The sequence below is a fragment of the Cobetia sp. 5-25-4-2 genome (assembly GCF_013374075.1).
Taxonomy (GTDB): Bacteria; Pseudomonadota; Gammaproteobacteria; order Pseudomonadales; family Halomonadaceae; genus Cobetia; species Cobetia marina.
Genome location: NZ_BLWK01000006.1, coordinates 18379 through 33789 on the forward strand (window position 1 = coordinate 18379; position 15411 = coordinate 33789).

Below are 15411 nucleotides of genomic sequence, written 5' to 3' on the forward strand. Positions count from 1 at the left end.
ATGTCTGACGCTTGAGCGTTTGATTTCCCGCCCCATTCCTGTCACCGGAGCCCCCATGATCCCCACGCTACTCGGCGTACTCACGCTGCTGATGGCAGCCTTCACCCTGCTGCCACTCACGCGCCTGCGGCATTGGTCCGTCCGCATCATGGACTTTCCCCGCCTGCAGCTGGCGGTACTCTGGGCGGCCCTGCTGGTGGCCGACCTTCTCGTCGGCGAGCTCTCGACAGGGCTGCGGCTGACGCTGGCTTTCATCGCACTGGCAGGGCTCATCTACCAGGCGCAATGGATCATTCCCTACACCCGGCTCGCCCGCTGTGAATCGGGCGTCGCGCAGCACAGTGATCCCGCACGTCATGTGCGTCTGTTGACCGCCAACGTGCTGACCAGCAACCACGATAGCGACGCCCTGCTGGCGATCGTCAGGCGCGAGCAACCCGACGTTCTCGTCACCCTGGAGTCCGATGGCTGGTGGGAAAGCCGCCTGGATGTCCTGGAGGGAGATGAGCCGGAGCATGGCTACCGGCATACGCTCAAGTGCCCGCTGGACAACCTCTACGGTATGCATGTCTATTCTCGTCTGCCCCTGCACGACGCCAGCATCGACTACCTGGTCGAAGATGACGTGCCCTCGATGCATGCCCATCTGGAGCTCAAGAGCGGCGATCGCATACGCGCTCATTTCCTGCATCCCGCACCGCCCAGCCCGACCGAAAACGAGGAGTCCAGTGAACGAGACGCGGAGCTTGTCATCGTGGCCAAGAGCGTGGCCGAGAGCGAGCAGCCCATCATCGTGACGGGAGATCTCAACGACGTGGCCTGGTCTCGCACCACACGACTGTTCCGCAAACTGTCCGGCCTGCTGGACCCACGCGTCGGCCGTGGCATGTTCAATACGTTCCATGCCAGCATTCCCTTGCTGCGCTGGCCGCTGGATCACCTCTTCCATAGCCGGCATTTCAGCGTGGTGCGCGTGGCTCGCATGGAAGCCTTCGGCTCCGATCATTTCCCGCTGCTGACGGAGCTGGCACTGACCCCGAACCAGAAGACGAATCACGTCGATGAAAGGCCCGAGCCTGACGCGGAGGATCACGCCGAAGCACGCGAGACCGCAGAAGACGAAGACGTCAGTCATCAGGATGTCCCGACGCCCGGGCGTTGATCACCGAAGGCGGCTAGCGGCTCTGCCTGCCGCCCTGACTCACGCCCTGTCTGCCACCCCGGCCGGGAAGCGCGCCGGGATGGAGCGGCACCCCACCCTGATCTGGTATGCTGCGCGCCATTGACGCCATGCATGGCGCGCCACGCAACTTCAAGACATCCTCAAAGACCGGACCCACGCCTGTGACCAACAACGACATCATCCGTCGCCTGCGCTACGCACTCAATCTCTCCGACAGCGACATGATCAACACCTTCGCCGCCGCCGACCACGAAGTCACCCGCGCCCAAGTCAGTGACTGGCTCAAGCGCGATGACGACGATGCCCAGCAGCGCATCAAGGACATCGATCTGGCCAGCTTCCTCAATGGCCTGATCAACGTGCGCCGGGGCAAGCGCGAGGGTGCTCAGCCCGCACCGGAAAAGCGTCTCGACAACAATCTGATCCTGCGCAAGCTCAAGATCGCCTTCGAGCTCAAGGACGATGACATGCTGGATCTGCTGGCGCTGGCCGGTTTCGAGATGATCACCAAGTCGGAACTGTCCGCCTTCTTCCGCAAGCCGGACCATCGCCACTACCGCGAATGCAAGGACCAGATCCTGCGCAATCTGCTCAAGGGCATCGAGCTGCGTCACCGTCGCCACGACCCGGAGACCGAGCAGCACGCCGTCGACCCCGCCTGAAGCCTCCGCTGGCCAGACACGACAACGCCGCTTCATCGTGAAGCGGCGTTGTCGTGTCTCAAGGCATCATCACCGGGCCTGATGTCCGGCGCCCACCCGTTCAGCATCTAATCATCATCGCCGTCTTCGGCACTCTTCAGACGCGCCTTGCGTTCCTGCTCCTCTTCCATGGCGGCCATGATGTTCTCGAGCAGCGCATCCACGTCCGGTGCCTCGGGGTCATCCTCGAAGAGACCCGTCAGCTCGACATCCGGGTCCATGTCACCGGCCTCGAACAATGCCCATATCTCATCAGCGTAGCGAGTCTGGGCAAGTTCCGGAGCGAACATCGCGTAGTAGGCAGTGATGTTGGCGACATCGCGCGCCAGCATGCTCTTGGCATTGTTGTTGGCCGCTGCGTCCACCGCCTGCGGAAGATCGATGATCACCGGGCCGTAGTCATCGACCAGCACATTGAACTCGGACAGATCCCCGTGCACCAGGCCGGCATGCAACATGCGAACGATATAATGCATCATCAAGGCGTGGTCTTCACGCGCCTGCTCCGCCGACATCGAGACATCATTGAGGCGCGGTGCCACATTGCCATCGTCGTCGGTGACCAGCTCCATCAGCAGTACACCGTCAAAGCAGCCGTATGGCTGAGGCACGCGCACACCGGCATCGGCCAGACGATAGAGGGCATCCACCTCGGCGTTCTGCCAGGCGGCTTCCTGCTGATCGCGTCCGAAACCGGAGCCCTTCTCCATCGCCCGCTGACGACGGCTGTTGCGTACCTTGCGGCCTTCCTGGTAGAGCACGGCCTGCTTGAAGCTGCGCTGGGCAGCATCCTTGTAGACCTTGGCGCAGCGAATCTCTTCTCCGCAGCGCACCACGTAGACCGAGGCTTCCTTGCCACTCATCAAGGGGCGAAGCACTTCATCGACCAGTCCGTCATCTATGAGCGGCTGGATTCTCTTTGGCGTTTTCATCGCGTTCTTATACGCGTTTTCGCCTCGATCGGGAATCACCCCATCACAATTTTGTGACATGACAGACGCGAAAGCCCCCAGCATCCAGAAGGATACCGGGGGCTTTTTTCATGCCACCACACCAGACCTGGCATGGTATGACGACAGGTGTCAGGCGTTCTTCAAGCTCTGCATGTCGATGACAAAGCGGTATTTCACCTTGCCCTGCTGCATGCGCTCCCACGCCTCGTTGATATTCTGGATGTCGATCATCTCGATATCGCAGGTGATGTCATGCTCGGCACAGTAATCGAGCACTTCCTGGGTCTCCGGCATGCCGCCGATCAGCGAGCCCGCCAGCACACGACGCTTCATGACCAGATTGCCGCCCTGCAGTGCGGGGTCTACCTCCTGCACCAGCCCGACGAGAATATGGGTACCGTCGTACTTCAGGGTATTGAGGTAGGGGTTGAGATCGTGCGGCACCGGTACCGTATCGAGCAGGAAATCGAAGGTTTCGGTCGCGGCGGCCATCTGCTCATCGTCGCTGGACACGATGACGTGATCGACGCCATTTTCGCGCGCTTCCGCTACCTTGGCTTCACTGCGCGTGAACAGGGTGACTTCACAGCCCATCGCCTTGGCGAACTTGATCCCCATGTGGCCCAGGCCACCCATGCCGATCACGCCGACCTTGTCGCCGGACTTCACGCCGTAGTGGCGCAGCGGAGAATAGGTCGTGACACCGGCACACAGCAGCGGCGCGGCCACCGCCGGGTCCAGCTTGTCAGGGATGGACACCACGAAGCGCTCGCTGACGACGATCCTGTCGGAATAGCCGCCTTGCGTGAGGCTGCCATCGTGGCGATCCGGGCTGCCGTAGGTCATGGTCATGCCCTCGAGGCAGTATTGCTCGAGCCCCTCGTGGCAGGCGCTGCACTCACGGCAGGAATCTACCATGCAACCGACACCGACCATGTCACCCACCTTGTACTGGCTGACATCATCGCCGACCTGGGTGACTCGCCCGACGATCTCGTGACCCGGCACGATGGGATACTGGGTGAAGCCCCAGTCATTGCGACCGACGTGCAGGTCCGAGTGACAGACACCGCAATACAGGATCTCGATGGCCACATCATCCGGGCGCGGCTGACGGCGCTCGAAATTCCATGGCGCCAGATCGGCGGAATCGGACTTGAGTGCGTAGCTTCGGGTGTTGCCGTCAAAGGTGTTCGCCATGCCAGCTCTCCTTGCATCATGAAAAGTATCAACGTGAAGAAGGAGATGTCGCCGCCTGGATCACTTTTCAACGCCCTGACTCCCTGTCTGCTGGCATCTCTGTGTTGGTGTGATCGCAACAGCGCCGCTGTCGTCTCACGACATCACGAACATATCACGCAGCGAAATCACCACTTCTTAATTACTTCTGACGCGATCAAGCAGGAAAAACGCAGTCGTGTTATCATGCTCTTCCACCCCTCACGTCTCGGAACGGAGTCCCGCATGGCCAACACTCGTACTGCTGCCAAGAAGAAAGCACCCGCTGCTGTTGAAACATCCGCCTCGCTGGAAGCCCAGATGCAAGCCTTCCTCGATCGTGGCGGCAAGGTTGAAGTGATTGAATCCGGCGTCAGCGGTCAGATCATCGGCCACAAGCCGACCAAGCCCTCCAATCCCGCTGCCGGCAACTGATGCTTCCATCAGGCCCAGACTCGGCCTGATCGTGGCAAGCTGTCAGAAGATCGCCAGCCGCTGCTCGCCATGATTGGCAGCGGCCGGTCTCTGCCCTCCTCTCGAGATGGCGCTACCTGGAACAGCTCTGCTTTCAACAGCTCTGCTTTCAACCGATAGCACCAGACAGGTCAGGGTAGACAGATCACAGCAGACAGGTCAGAGAAAGACAGATCCGCTCTCCTTGCATGGTGTCAGCAGCACAAGCACTCATCGTCGGAGCCAGGCGCAATGCCTGAGTCATCCCGCGACACCTGAACGACTCCCACGCCGCACGCGCCTCCAGTACCTGCCTGCTCTGCTTCAGGCACATCATTCAGCCTTCCGGTCCCTGTGACAGCCAATGTCGAACTCTCCCACGCCCGCAATCCAACCGTCCTTGCCGACATCCGACTCGCCCACGCGCCTCGCCGTCTTCATCGATGTCCAGAATATCTATTACACCACCCGCGACACCTTTGGCCGGCAATTCGATTACCGCCGACTGTGGGCCGAACTGGAATCCCTGGGCAGCATCACGCATGCCTACGCCTATGCGATTGACCGTGGTGACCCCAAGCAGCAGCAATTCCAGCAACGCCTGCGTGAGATAGGGTTCGAGGTCAAGCTCAAACCCTTCATCCAGCGAGGAGATGGCTCGGCCAAGGGTGACTGGGATGTCGGCATCACGATCGATGTGATGGAAGCCGCTCCCGACGTCGACGAGATCATCCTCGCCTCCGGCGATGGTGACTTCGCCCTGCTGCTGGAGCATGTCGCAGCGCGCCATGCCGTCACGACGCGTGTCTACGGCGTCGAGGCACTCACTGCCCTCGCCCTGATGCGCAGCGCTGATCACTTCCGCGAGATAGATGACACGCTGCTGATGCGCTGAGGGCTTGCCCCCACGATGCCCCACGGCCACATCACGCACGCCATTACCACAACGCCCGCAAGCCTTCCCGTCAGAGGAGGACTTGCGGGCGTTTTCGTCGAGTTGAAGGAAAGTCCCGGACACTGGTGGCGTATGTCGCCAGATTGCCCTCTAGCGTTGTGGTGCGGCGGATAACGTCAACTCGATGGCATCGTGACGCCAGTGTTCATCATCGCAGTCCACTGCACGGCCATTCTGATCGAAGTTGATCCGCGTGATGCGCTGCGCCGGGCTACCCGGTGCCGCATTCAGGGCGACGGCCGTCTCGGCGTCGAACACGCTGGAGGCCAGCTCGAAGCTCACGCGCCGGATGCGAATGGCGTACTGGTGAAGGTAGAGCGTCGTCAGCGAATGCGCCGAGAGATCGAAATCGAGAATGCCGGAGAAGCAGTCGCGTCGCAGGTGATGACAGACGTGCAGCACCCGCCGGCCATCGATGCGCCGCACTCGCGTGATGCGATAGACCCCGGCACCCCGTGCAATTCCCAGACGCTGGGCGATCACCTCATCAGCGGGAACTTCCTGAGCGGACAGCACCTCGGTGGAAGCGACCCGCTGCTGCGACTGCACCATCTCGTGAAAAGGCAGACATGCCAGCAGGTCATACCTGAGGCGCGGCGGCGAGACGAACCAGCCACGGCGGTTCTCGCGATAGATTCTCCCTTCCGCTTCCAGCTGCAGCAAGGCATCTCGCAAGGTGACTCGCGTGGTGCCGAACCGCTCGATCATCTCACGCTCGGACGGCAGACGCTGCGAGGCATGCAGCGGCGCTGCTTCAAGATGGTTCAGCAGCCTGCCCTTGAGCCCGGTGACGGGCAAATCCGCCGTGCGCGTCAGGGAAGTTGCGTCGTCACCTGTGGGCTCGATCGATAATGAAGGCATGCGAAGTTCCTGAAAGATAACGAAAGAGAGCGATTTCTGGCGAGTCACTTGCATGTCATCCAAGGTGTCCATCATGACAAGGCTCGAGAATCGCGATCGCTGTGGTCTAGTGTAGACGTCGCCAGGCGAGTCAGCCCACGCTCGCCGAGCACCATGACACAGGCATGACGATCCGGTGACAGCACAAGGCCATCCTGTGTGATGCGCGTGAGAATCCGAGGCGGATGCCTATCATCGGGACACGCTCTCATGCAGGGAATTGTCAGAAAATCAGCCGGCACCACGCAGCGTTGCGTCAAAACATGTACCGCTGATGGCTGATGGCTCATTGCCACGACACTGACATCACGACACTGACATAGTGACGACACGCGACTGTCACAACCGCTGCGTAAAGTCATGTCAGCCCCGAGACTGAACTAGACCACAGAAATTGAGGTGGCAGGTCTCGAGGAAGACTGCGCAGGACAAGAACCAGCTTTGACCCCATCTCGCCTGCCTGCTCGCCTCGGCGACTCGCTGGCCAGGAATGCACTCTCGCATCCGTTGATTACCCCGTCTGGGAGGATTGTCATTGAAGTCGTTCACCGCTACCTCGCCCCGTACCGCCGGCCTGATGGTCTCGGCCCTCATGGCCACCCTGCTGAGCAGCGCCTCCGTCAGTGCCGCTGAAGTGCCGGACGCACTGCTCAAGGCCGCCCAGGCAGAAGGCCGCGTCGACAGCGTCGGCATGCCGGACAGCTGGGCCAACTGGAAGGACACCTGGGCAGACCTCGAGTCGAAGTATTCCATCGCGCACAGCGATACCGACATGAGCTCCGCCGAGGAAGTCGCCAAGTTCAAGGCCGAAGGCGAGAACGCCACGGCAGATATCGGTGACGTGGGCTTCGCCTTCGGCCCCATCGCGGTCAAGCAGGGCGTGACTCAAGCCTACAAGCCGACCACCTGGGACGAGATCCCCGACTGGGCCAAGGATGAAGATGGTGAGTGGATGCTGGGCTACACCGGCACCATTTCCCTGATGATCAACAAGACACTCGTCAGTGAAGATCAGCGCCCCGCTTCCTTCGCGGATCTCGCCAATGGTGATTACAAGGTCTCCGTCGGCGCGGTCGGCAAGGCGTCCCAGGCCAACAACGCCATCCTGGCCGCAGCCTTCGCCAATGGCGGCAGCGAGTCAGACCTGACGCCGGGTCTGGAAGTGTTCGCCGAACTGGCCCGCCAGGGACGCCTGTCACTGGCCGAGCCGAGCATCGCCAACCTGGAGAAGGGCGAGGTGGAGGTCGCCCTGCTGTGGGACTTCAACGCGCTCAACTATCGCGATCAGATCAACCGCGACACCTTCGAGGTGGTCATCCCCTCGGATGCCTCCGTCACCTCGGGCTACGCCACCATCATCAACAAGCATGCCGCTCACCCGAACGCCGCCAAGCTGGCACGTGAGTACATCCTGTCAGATGCCGGCCAGCTGAACCTGGCGGCAGGTTACGCCCGCCCGATCCGTGCCGAGCACCTGACCCTGCCGGAAGACATCGCCGCCAAGCTGCTGCCCAACGAGCAGTACGCCAATGCCCGCCCGGTACAGGACTTCGCCGGCTGGGAAGCCAGTGCCCGACAGCTGCCGCGTCAGTGGCAGTCCCAGGTACTGATCCACCAGCAGTGACCCCCGGCCTCTGTCCAGAGCGGATAGAGCGCGCACCATCCTGACAGACGGCACCGTCCACACGGTGCCGTCTTGAGCTTCACGGAGTCTTCATGTCCCAGCGTGTCATTCTTGTCGTGCTCGATGGCCTCAACCATGCCGTGGGCCGGCATGCCATGGGCTATCTGAGCGCCCTGGTCGAGGCCGGTCGCGGGCAGTACCAGTCGCTGGAGTGCGAACTGCCAGCGATGTCGCGACCGCTCTATGAGTGCCTGTTGACCGGTGATCTGCCCGTCGACTCCGGCATCGTCAACAATGGCATCGTGCGACGCTCGCGTGGCGTGAGCCTGTTCGACCTCGCCAGTCAGCAGGGGCGACGCACCGCGGCAGCCGCCTATCACTGGGTCAGCGAACTCTACGTCGCCGCCCCCTTCGTGCCAGCCAGACACCGACTGCTCGACAATCCCGAATCCGCCATCCAGGCGGGCATCTTCTACTGGCAGGATCACTACCCGGACGACCACGTCTTCAGCGATGCCGAGATGCTGAGACTGCGTCACGACCCGGACTTCCTGCTGGTGCACAGCATGAACATCGATGACGCCGGCCATCGCCACGGCGGTGAGTCCGCGCAATATCGCAATGCGGCGCGTCATGCCGATGTCGCCTTGGCCGACTATCTGCCCTGCTGGCTGGAGGCCGGCTATCAGGTGATGGTCACCGCCGATCACGGCATGAACGCCGACCGCTCACATTCCGGCCTTCTCGAAGAAGAGCGCCGTGTGCCGCTCTGGACCTTCGGCAGCGCCTTCGCCCGCAGCCCCGCCCGCAACCTTCGCCAGCGCGAGCTCTGCGGCACCCTGGCGAGCGTGCTGGGGCTTGAGCACGACAAGGCCAGCAACACATCCCTGCTGGCAGACCCTGGAGGGGACGCGTGATGCCGACATTCCTCAGGCGAGTGCTGACCAGTCCCGCGATGTGGCTGCTGCCCTTCGCCATCCTTTTCTTCGCCTTCCAGATCGCCCCGCTGATCTGGGTGATGATCAGCGCCTTCAAGACCCCCGCAGGCTGGGGGCTGGCCAATTTTCAGGAAATCGCCACCTCCCCCTTCTTCCGCCAGGCCATCGGCCGCAGCCTCGAGATCTCGCTGATGTCCAGCGTGCTGGGACTGGCGATCGCCGCCGTGACCTGTCACAGCATGCACCGCTGCGGACCGGGCCTGACGCGCGCGATGATCGCCTTCACCAACATGACCAGCAATTTCGCCGGCGTGCCGCTGGCCTTCGCCTTCATCATCCTGATGGGGGCCAACGGCATGCTGACCTTGATGCTGGAGCGCCTGGGCATCATCGATGACTTCAATCTCTATTCACGCACCGGCCTGATCGTCATCTACACCTGGTTCCAGATCCCGCTGGGCATCCTGCTGCTCTACCCGGCCTTCAGCACGCTCAAGGGCGAGTGGCGCGAAGCCGCCAGCCTGCTCGGTGCCAACCGCCTGGCCTACTGGCAGCACATCGGCCTGCCCGTTCTCTGGCCGTCGCTGGCCGGCACGCTCACCGTACTGTTCGCCAATGCCATGGGCGCCTATGCCACCGTCTATGCGCTGGTGAACACCAGCTACAACCTGATGACCATCCGCATCGCCAATCTGGTCTCCGGCGACCTCTTCCTGCAGCCGGAACTGGCCAGCGCACTGGCGATGGTACTGGTGGTCATTCTCGTCATCGTCACGCTGATCCAGCAGTGGCTCATGCGCAGGAGCTACCATGTCACTTCCCGCTGAACTGCCGTATCGCCATGGCAAGCCGTTGCTGCCCAGCCTGATGGCGCGTCTACGCGGGCTCAATCCCTACAGCGTGGTGGTGGGCAGCGTCTTCACGCTGCTGGCACTGCCGCTGGTGGCCACGCTGTTCTACGCCCTTGCCACCCGGTGGGGCGCCAGCCTCACGCCCGATGGCCTGACGGTGAAGTGGTTTCTGGAGCTGTGGACCACCCCCCGCTTTCTCGCCGCATTCGGGCGCTCCCTGCTGGTCGCCGTCGGCGCCTTGATCCTGTCACTGCTGTTGATCGTGCCGGTGGTCTTCCTGGCCCATACCCGCTATCCGCGTCTGGATGGCTGGATGAATGGCCTGATCCTGCTGCCCTTCGCCGTGCCGCCCATCGTGTCCTCGGTCGGTCTGCTGCAGCTGTATGCCGGCGGACCACTACCGATCATCGGCACGCCCTGGATCCTGATTCCCACCTATTTCACCATCGTGCTGCCCTTCATGTACCGAGCGCTGGCCAACAGCCTGCGGGCACTGGATGTGGCATCGCTGATGGAAGCCGCCCAGTTGCTGGGCGCCAGCCCGCTGCAGGCCTTCTTCCAGGTGGTCCTGCCCAATATCCGGGTCGGCATCCAGATCGCCGTCTTCCTGGCCTTCTCGTTTCTGGCCGGTGAATTCGTGTTCGCCAACATGCTGGTCGGCACCCGTTTCGAGACGCTGCAGGTCTACCTGAACAACATTCGCGGGGCCAGCGGCCACTTCACCAGCGCGCTGGTCATCACGCTGTTCGTGTTCACCCTGATCCTGACCTGGCTGGGCAACCGCCAGCCCGCCGAGCAGGCGATGCCGGAAGATGACCCCGAGGAGGCGCTGGCCACCGCCATGACGGAAGGTCTGCCCGCCACGCCCGCGAAAGCTGGCCCTGCCGCCCCCCATTCCCGTACCGATTCACGAGGGCACCGCTGATGCTTGCCACCGATATCCCGCAGACCCACTCTCGCCACGACAGCGATGGCCTGCTGACCAGCGCGTTGCGTGAACAGGCCGCCGACCAGCAGTACCTGACGCTCAAGGGCCTGGCCAAGCGTTTCGGCAAGACGCGCGTGTTCTCCGACATCGATGCCGAGATCGCCCGTGGCGAGTTCATCACCCTGCTCGGGCCCTCTGGCTGCGGAAAATCCACCCTGCTGCGCGCCATTGCCGGGCTCAACGACGTGGACAGCGGCGAGATCATCGTCGATGGTCACGACATCACCCGTCTGCCGCCCCAGCGGCGCGGCATCGGCATGGTCTTCCAGCACTATGCGCTGTTCCCCAACATGCGCGTGGCGGACAACGTCGCCTTCGGCCTGCGCATGAAGAAGGTGCGCCCCGAGGAGCGCGAGCGCCGCGTCACGGAAGTGCTGCGACTGGTGGAGCTGACCGACCAGGCACAGCGCTATCCACATCAGCTGTCCGGTGGCCAGCGTCAACGCGTGGCACTGGCGCGCGCGCTGGTGGTCGAGCCCCAGATCCTGCTGCTCGATGAGCCGCTCTCGGCGCTGGATGCGCGCATCCGCCGTCATCTGCGCGATCAGATTCGCGACATCCAGAAGAGTCTCGGCCTCACCACCCTGTTCGTCACCCACGATCAGGAAGAGGCCTTGCTGCTCTCGGATCGCATCTTCCTGATGCATCAGGGCAGCATTCTCCAGCAGGGCAACGCAGCATCGCTCTACACCCGACCGGTAGACGCCACGGCCGCAGGCTTCATGGGCCATTACAATCTGATCGGCAGCGAGCTTGCCCGGCCCCTGCTCGGCTACCTGTGCGATAGCCCGCAGGTCGCATTGCGGCCGGAGGCGCTCTATCTGCAGCCGGATGAGATGACACGCCCCCTCCTCCCCGGGCACCTGGAGGCTGGCCTCGACTTCCCGCTCCAGCCATTGCCGGCCAATGTGGGGCCAGCGCTGCCCGGCGTCATCCTGCGCCATCAATTGCTGGGCAACATCGTGCGCTACGAGGTGGATTGTCAGGGACTGCGTCTCAACGTCGATGTGCTCAACCGCAGTGCCCGCCAGCTGCTGCCCGACCATCTGCGCGTGCAGGTGCATGCCGATCTCGACGAAGTCCAGGCGCTGGGCACGCACGACACTGGCGACAGGTCACGGGTGGCAAATGGATGAAATGCACATGAGTGAAGTGCCTGGGGGGGAAGTGCGCGGGCTGGCCATCTTCGATCTCGATGACACCCTGCTGGATGGCGACGCCACGGGACTGTGGACCGAGTGGCTGATCCAGCTGGGCTGGATCACGGACCCCGAGCGATACCGCGCCATCTGGACGCAACAGATGGCAGACTACGCCGCGGGCCGACTCGACATGGAAGCGCACCTGAGCCATCTGCTCTCCCCGCTGGCCGGTCGCACCGTCAGTGAAGTCGAGGCCGAGGTGGGCACTTTCCTCGATACCGAACTGCTGCCGCGCCTCTACCGTGAGGGTCGCGAGCGCATCGCCTGGCATCGTGATCAGGGCCATCAGGTCGTGATCATCTCGGCCTCGACAGCCCAGCTGGTGGCACCGCTGGCAGAGCGACTGGCATTGGATGCCGCGCTGGCGACTCGCCTGGAGGTCAAGGATGGCTGCTACACGGGACGCGCCCGGGGCATCCGTACCTTCCGCGATGGCAAGCTTGCGGCCTTGACGCACTGGCTGGCAGAGCATCTCGGCCCCGGTGGACACAACCTCCCCACCTGGGGCTATTCGGATTCACGCAATGATCTGGCGTTGCTGGAGTTCGTCGATCATCCGCATGCGGTCTGTGCCGACCCGACCCTGGAAGCCATCGCCACGCAGCGCCACTGGCCGCGCCTGCGTTGGCAAGGTTACGACTGAGGGACTGAGCGCTTTCACTCCCGAAACAGGCGACGACTGACGCAAAAAAAGGCACTCTATGCCCAAGACGAAAGGCAAAGGAAGCCGCAACATGGCAGAGGTCAGGGTCAGTCGGACCGCAAGGGTCCCGGATCCATTACGCGTCAGGCGTTATCACAAGGCACCGGAGGTCGGGCCCCGTGTGCTGTTCTTCAGCGGCGGCACGGCGCTGACGGGCATCTCGCGCACCCTGACGCGCTATACCCATCACAGCATCCATCTGGTGACGCCCTTCGATTCCGGTGGCAGCTCCGCCAAGCTGCGTGACGCCTTCTCGATGCCGGCCATCGGCGACCTTCGCTCACGCCTGATGGCGCTGGCCGATGACAGCGTGCTGGGGCACCCGGAGATCTACCGGTTGTTCACGCACCGTCTGCCTGCCGAAGCACGCCCGGAGATGCTGCAGGCCACTCTGCGGGAACTGGCGGCGGGCCGTCATCCGCTCAGCATGGCCGTGGCGGAGCCCATGCGCACGCTCATCTGTCATCAGCTGGGCTTTCTAATCGAGGCCATGCCGGCAGGCTTCGATCTGCGCGGCGCCAGCATCGGCAATCTGATCATCGCCGGCGGCTACCTGAACCATCATGAGCAGCTCGACCAGATCATCTTCCTGTTCTCCAAGCTGGTGCATGTACGCGGGACGGTGCGCGCCATCATCAATGCTGACTGCCATCTGGCCGTCACCCTGGAAGATGGGCGCAGAATCATCGGCCAGCACCAGATCACCGGCAAGGAAGTCGCGCCACTGGAGAGCCCGATCGCGCGCATCCAGCTGGTCGAGGCCAGCGCGAAGGCCAGTCCAAAAGCCAGTCCAAAGGCCAGTGCCAAGGACAATACGACGGACAGCACCACAGAGAGAGACACGCACAATGACGGCGGTGCCATCGTGCCCGTGCGGCCTGCGCTGCACCTCAACAACCGTCAGCTGATCGATTCCGCGGAACTGATCTGCTTTCCGCCGGGCAGTTTCTACTCCAGCGTCATCGCCAACCTGCTGCCCAGCGGGGTGGGACGCGCGATACTGGCCAACCCCTGTCCCAAGGTCTACATCCCCAACTGCAGTCCGGACCCGGAGCAGACCGGCAAGACACTCGAGCAACTGGTCGCGACCCTGATCGACACCCTGTGTGCGGACCTGGATGTCTCGCGCAACGACTGTCCCAACGAGCATCTGCTCAACATCGTGCTGCTGGACAGTCAGCGTGGCGACTACCCCGGCGGCGTCTCCGTCCCCGCGCTGGAGCGCATGGGGCTGACCGTGATCGACACTCGCCTGATCAGCGAGCAGAGCGCGCCCTACTACGACAACGAACTGCTGGTCACCGCCCTGCTGTCACTGGTGTGACGACCGCCACGCGCCGCCTGGCATGACAACCGCCTCGTATGAACAGAACGCCCCCGCCTGCCAACTTGCAGACGGGGGCGTTCGTTTTCCAGGCTGTGCTCTGAACGGAAGGCCAGGCTTACATCACCCCACGTACCGCCCCGAGAATCACCATCGCCAGCACCAGCTTCCAGGGTGCCAGCGCGAAGCGGGTCAGCGCGATGAAGGCCGCCAGCGCGATGACGACGTCCAGATGACTCAGCACACTGGTGGTCCACAAGGGGTCATACAACGCCATGCCCAGTACGCCGACGACCGCCGCATTGGCCCCCGCGAGCGCAGCGCGTGCTGCGGGCCGTGCACGCAGGCGCCCCCACAGGGGTGCCACGCCGATCAACAGCAGAATCCCCGGCAGGAAGAGACTCAACAGCGCAATGATGGCGCCGAGCACTGCCGAATCCCCGCCCACCTGGGCCATGCCCGCTCCCAGCCAGGCGGCGAAGGTGAACAGTGGCCCCGGCACCGCCTGCGCGGCCCCATAGCCGGTGAGAAAGGTATCGGCCGCGATACGCCCCGTCTCGACGGTGGAGGCCTCCAGCAGCGGCAGCACCACATGCCCGCCCCCGAATACCAGCGCCCCGGCACGGTAGAAGATCTCGACCAGACTGCCGGAGGCCAGCAGCGGCAGCGCGATCAACAGCGCGAAGAAGGTGATCAGACAGGCGCGAGCCAGGCGCGTCGAGACCGGCAGCGACAGCCCCGCTGCCCCCGCCTGCTGGCGAACAAGGGCCGCCTTGTCATCACGACACAGCAGGCTGCCAAGTAGCGCGCCCAGCGCAATCACTCCGACCTGCGTCCAGGCGACCTGCACCCAGGCGACCTGCGTCCAGGCGCTCTGCGCCAGCGCCAGGCCCAGCATGGCCAACAGCGCCAGCCCGGCGCGCCGTCGGTCCGGGCACAGCGTGCGCGCCATGCCCCAGATCGCCTGGGCAACGACCGCCACCGCCACCAGCTTCAAGGCGTGGATCACCCCGGAAGCCAGCGGTCCTTCGAGGCTGGCCGCCACCAGCGCCAATGCAAGCAGTGCCAGCGCAGACGGCAAGGTGAAGCCGACCCAGGCGAGCACCCCACCCATCACCCCGCCACCACGCACCATGCCCAGTGCAAAGCCGACCTGACTGCTGGCCGGCCCCGGCAGGAACTGGCACAGCGCGAGCAGCTCGGCGTAGGCCGCATCACTCAGCCAGCCGCGCCGGCGGACCAGCTCCGCATGGAAGTAGCCCAGGTGCGCGATCGGCCCGCCGAAGCTGGTCAGCCCCAGCGTGAGGAAGGTGAGCAGCACGTCCCGATATCGCTCGCGAGAGGATACGGCGGTCACACCGTCGGCCTCGTGCGGCGCCTGCCTGGTTGAAACACGATCGTGACTGGATGACATGTGG

General features: G+C 63.3%; 15 protein-coding genes. 11 read left to right on the forward strand and 4 right to left on the reverse strand.

Going from position 1 to position 15411, the window contains the following annotated elements; all coding sequences use genetic code 11:
• Positions 1 to 55: 55 nt before the first annotated feature.
• Positions 56 to 1162, forward strand: coding sequence for an endonuclease/exonuclease/phosphatase family protein (locus HXS65_RS12815; RefSeq protein ID WP_077375811.1), 1107 nt, complete (start codon positions 56 to 58; stop codon positions 1160 to 1162).
• A gap of 107 nt (positions 1163 to 1269) precedes the next feature.
• Positions 1270 to 1845 carry a DUF1456 family protein gene (locus HXS65_RS12820; RefSeq protein WP_308483186.1) on the forward strand — a complete coding sequence of 192 codons (576 nt, stop codon included), beginning with the start codon at positions 1270 to 1272 and terminating at the stop codon, positions 1843 to 1845.
• A gap of 107 nt (positions 1846 to 1952) precedes the next feature.
• Here the strand turns inward: HXS65_RS12820 and HXS65_RS12825 are convergent, their stop codons facing one another.
• Both HXS65_RS12825 and HXS65_RS12830 read right to left on the reverse strand, forming a co-directional pair.
• The gene (locus tag HXS65_RS12825) at positions 1953 to 2816 is read right to left on the reverse strand and encodes a PA4780 family RIO1-like protein kinase (RefSeq protein WP_084208521.1); all 864 of its coding nucleotides are present in this window, start codon (positions 2814 to 2816) and stop codon (positions 1953 to 1955) included.
• A 150-nt stretch (positions 2817 to 2966) separates the two neighbouring features.
• Positions 2967 to 4037: an NAD(P)-dependent alcohol dehydrogenase gene (locus HXS65_RS12830; protein WP_077375804.1), complete on the reverse strand. Its 1071-nt coding sequence runs from the start codon at positions 4035 to 4037 to the stop codon at positions 2967 to 2969.
• Positions 4038 to 4055: 18 nt separating this feature from the next.
• Between HXS65_RS12830 and HXS65_RS17685 the strand changes: the two genes are divergently transcribed.
• On the forward strand, positions 4056 to 4490 hold the full coding sequence (locus tag HXS65_RS17685; RefSeq protein WP_255304509.1) for a hypothetical protein: 435 nt from the start codon (positions 4056 to 4058) through the stop codon (positions 4488 to 4490).
• 418 nt (positions 4491 to 4908) lie between these two features.
• A complete protein-coding gene (locus tag HXS65_RS12840) occupies positions 4909 to 5403 on the forward strand; it encodes an NYN domain-containing protein (protein ID WP_255304510.1) in 495 nt (164 codons plus the stop codon).
• 150 nt (positions 5404 to 5553) lie between these two features.
• On the opposite strand, the gene HXS65_RS12845 is transcribed toward HXS65_RS12840, so the two are convergent.
• On the reverse strand, positions 5554 to 6324 hold the full coding sequence (locus HXS65_RS12845; RefSeq protein ID WP_176494060.1) for a UTRA domain-containing protein: 771 nt from the start codon (positions 6322 to 6324) through the stop codon (positions 5554 to 5556).
• A 574-nt stretch (positions 6325 to 6898) separates the two neighbouring features.
• Here HXS65_RS12845 and HXS65_RS12850 point away from each other — a divergent pair.
• The 7 genes from HXS65_RS12850 (at position 6899) to HXS65_RS12880 (ending at position 13993) form a co-directional block, all read left to right on the forward strand.
• On the forward strand, positions 6899 to 7987 hold the full coding sequence (locus tag HXS65_RS12850; RefSeq protein ID WP_240704327.1) for an ABC transporter substrate-binding protein: 1089 nt from the start codon (positions 6899 to 6901) through the stop codon (positions 7985 to 7987).
• 92 nt (positions 7988 to 8079) lie between these two features.
• Entirely contained in the window at positions 8080 to 8904 is an 825-nt protein-coding gene (locus tag HXS65_RS12855) for an alkaline phosphatase family protein (protein WP_176494061.1), read from the forward strand.
• On the forward strand, positions 8904 to 9752 hold the full coding sequence (locus HXS65_RS12860) for an ABC transporter permease subunit (protein WP_176494211.1): 849 nt from the start codon (positions 8904 to 8906) through the stop codon (positions 9750 to 9752). Before HXS65_RS12855 ends, HXS65_RS12860 begins: the two co-directional genes overlap by 1 nt.
• Positions 9736 to 10701 carry an ABC transporter permease gene (locus HXS65_RS12865; RefSeq protein WP_218015083.1) on the forward strand — a complete coding sequence of 322 codons (966 nt, stop codon included), beginning with the start codon at positions 9736 to 9738 and terminating at the stop codon, positions 10699 to 10701. The genes HXS65_RS12860 and HXS65_RS12865 overlap by 17 nt, the downstream gene beginning before the upstream one ends.
• The gene (locus HXS65_RS12870; RefSeq protein ID WP_176494062.1) at positions 10701 to 11900 is read left to right on the forward strand and encodes an ABC transporter ATP-binding protein; all 1200 of its coding nucleotides are present in this window, start codon (positions 10701 to 10703) and stop codon (positions 11898 to 11900) included. The genes HXS65_RS12865 and HXS65_RS12870 overlap by 1 nt, the downstream gene beginning before the upstream one ends.
• Positions 11901 to 11907: 7 nt before the next feature.
• Positions 11908 to 12609, forward strand: a complete 702-nt coding sequence (locus HXS65_RS12875; protein WP_176494063.1) for an HAD family phosphatase — start codon at positions 11908 to 11910, stop codon at positions 12607 to 12609.
• Between the two features lie 91 nt (positions 12610 to 12700).
• A complete protein-coding gene (locus tag HXS65_RS12880; protein WP_176494064.1) occupies positions 12701 to 13993 on the forward strand; it encodes a GAK system CofD-like protein in 1293 nt (430 codons plus the stop codon).
• A 118-nt stretch (positions 13994 to 14111) separates the two neighbouring features.
• Here HXS65_RS12880 and chrA read toward each other — a convergent pair whose 3' ends face one another.
• Positions 14112 to 15407, reverse strand: a complete 1296-nt coding sequence (chrA, locus tag HXS65_RS12885; protein WP_176494065.1) for a chromate efflux transporter — start codon at positions 15405 to 15407, stop codon at positions 14112 to 14114.
• Positions 15408 to 15411 lie beyond the last annotated feature (4 nt).

Bases quoted from the DNA above. Each gene is read 5' to 3' on its own strand.
- HXS65_RS12875 (WP_176494063.1), top strand. From the start codon at position 11,908: ATGAGTGAAGTGCCTGGGGGGGAAGTGCGCGGGCTGGCCATCTTCGAT.
- HXS65_RS12820 (WP_308483186.1), top strand. From the start codon at position 1,270: ATGCTGCGCGCCATTGACGCCATGCATGGCGCGCCACGCAACTTCAAG.
- HXS65_RS12825 (WP_084208521.1), bottom strand. From the start codon at position 2,816: ATGAAAACGCCAAAGAGAATCCAGCCGCTCATAGATGACGGACTGGTC.
- HXS65_RS12855 (WP_176494061.1), top strand. From the start codon at position 8,080: ATGTCCCAGCGTGTCATTCTTGTCGTGCTCGATGGCCTCAACCATGCC.
- HXS65_RS12815 (WP_077375811.1), top strand. From the start codon at position 56: ATGATCCCCACGCTACTCGGCGTACTCACGCTGCTGATGGCAGCCTTC.
- chrA (WP_176494065.1), bottom strand. From the start codon at position 15,407: ATGTCATCCAGTCACGATCGTGTTTCAACCAGGCAGGCGCCGCACGAG.
- HXS65_RS17685 (WP_255304509.1), top strand. From the start codon at position 4,056: ATGAAAAGTATCAACGTGAAGAAGGAGATGTCGCCGCCTGGATCACTT.
- HXS65_RS12845 (WP_176494060.1), bottom strand. From the start codon at position 6,324: ATGCCTTCATTATCGATCGAGCCCACAGGTGACGACGCAACTTCCCTG.
- HXS65_RS12880 (WP_176494064.1), top strand. From the start codon at position 12,701: ATGGCAGAGGTCAGGGTCAGTCGGACCGCAAGGGTCCCGGATCCATTA.
- HXS65_RS12860 (WP_176494211.1), top strand. From the start codon at position 8,904: ATGCCGACATTCCTCAGGCGAGTGCTGACCAGTCCCGCGATGTGGCTG.
- HXS65_RS12870 (WP_176494062.1), top strand. From the start codon at position 10,701: ATGCTTGCCACCGATATCCCGCAGACCCACTCTCGCCACGACAGCGAT.
- HXS65_RS12830 (WP_077375804.1), bottom strand. From the start codon at position 4,037: ATGGCGAACACCTTTGACGGCAACACCCGAAGCTACGCACTCAAGTCC.
- HXS65_RS12865 (WP_218015083.1), top strand. From the start codon at position 9,736: ATGTCACTTCCCGCTGAACTGCCGTATCGCCATGGCAAGCCGTTGCTG.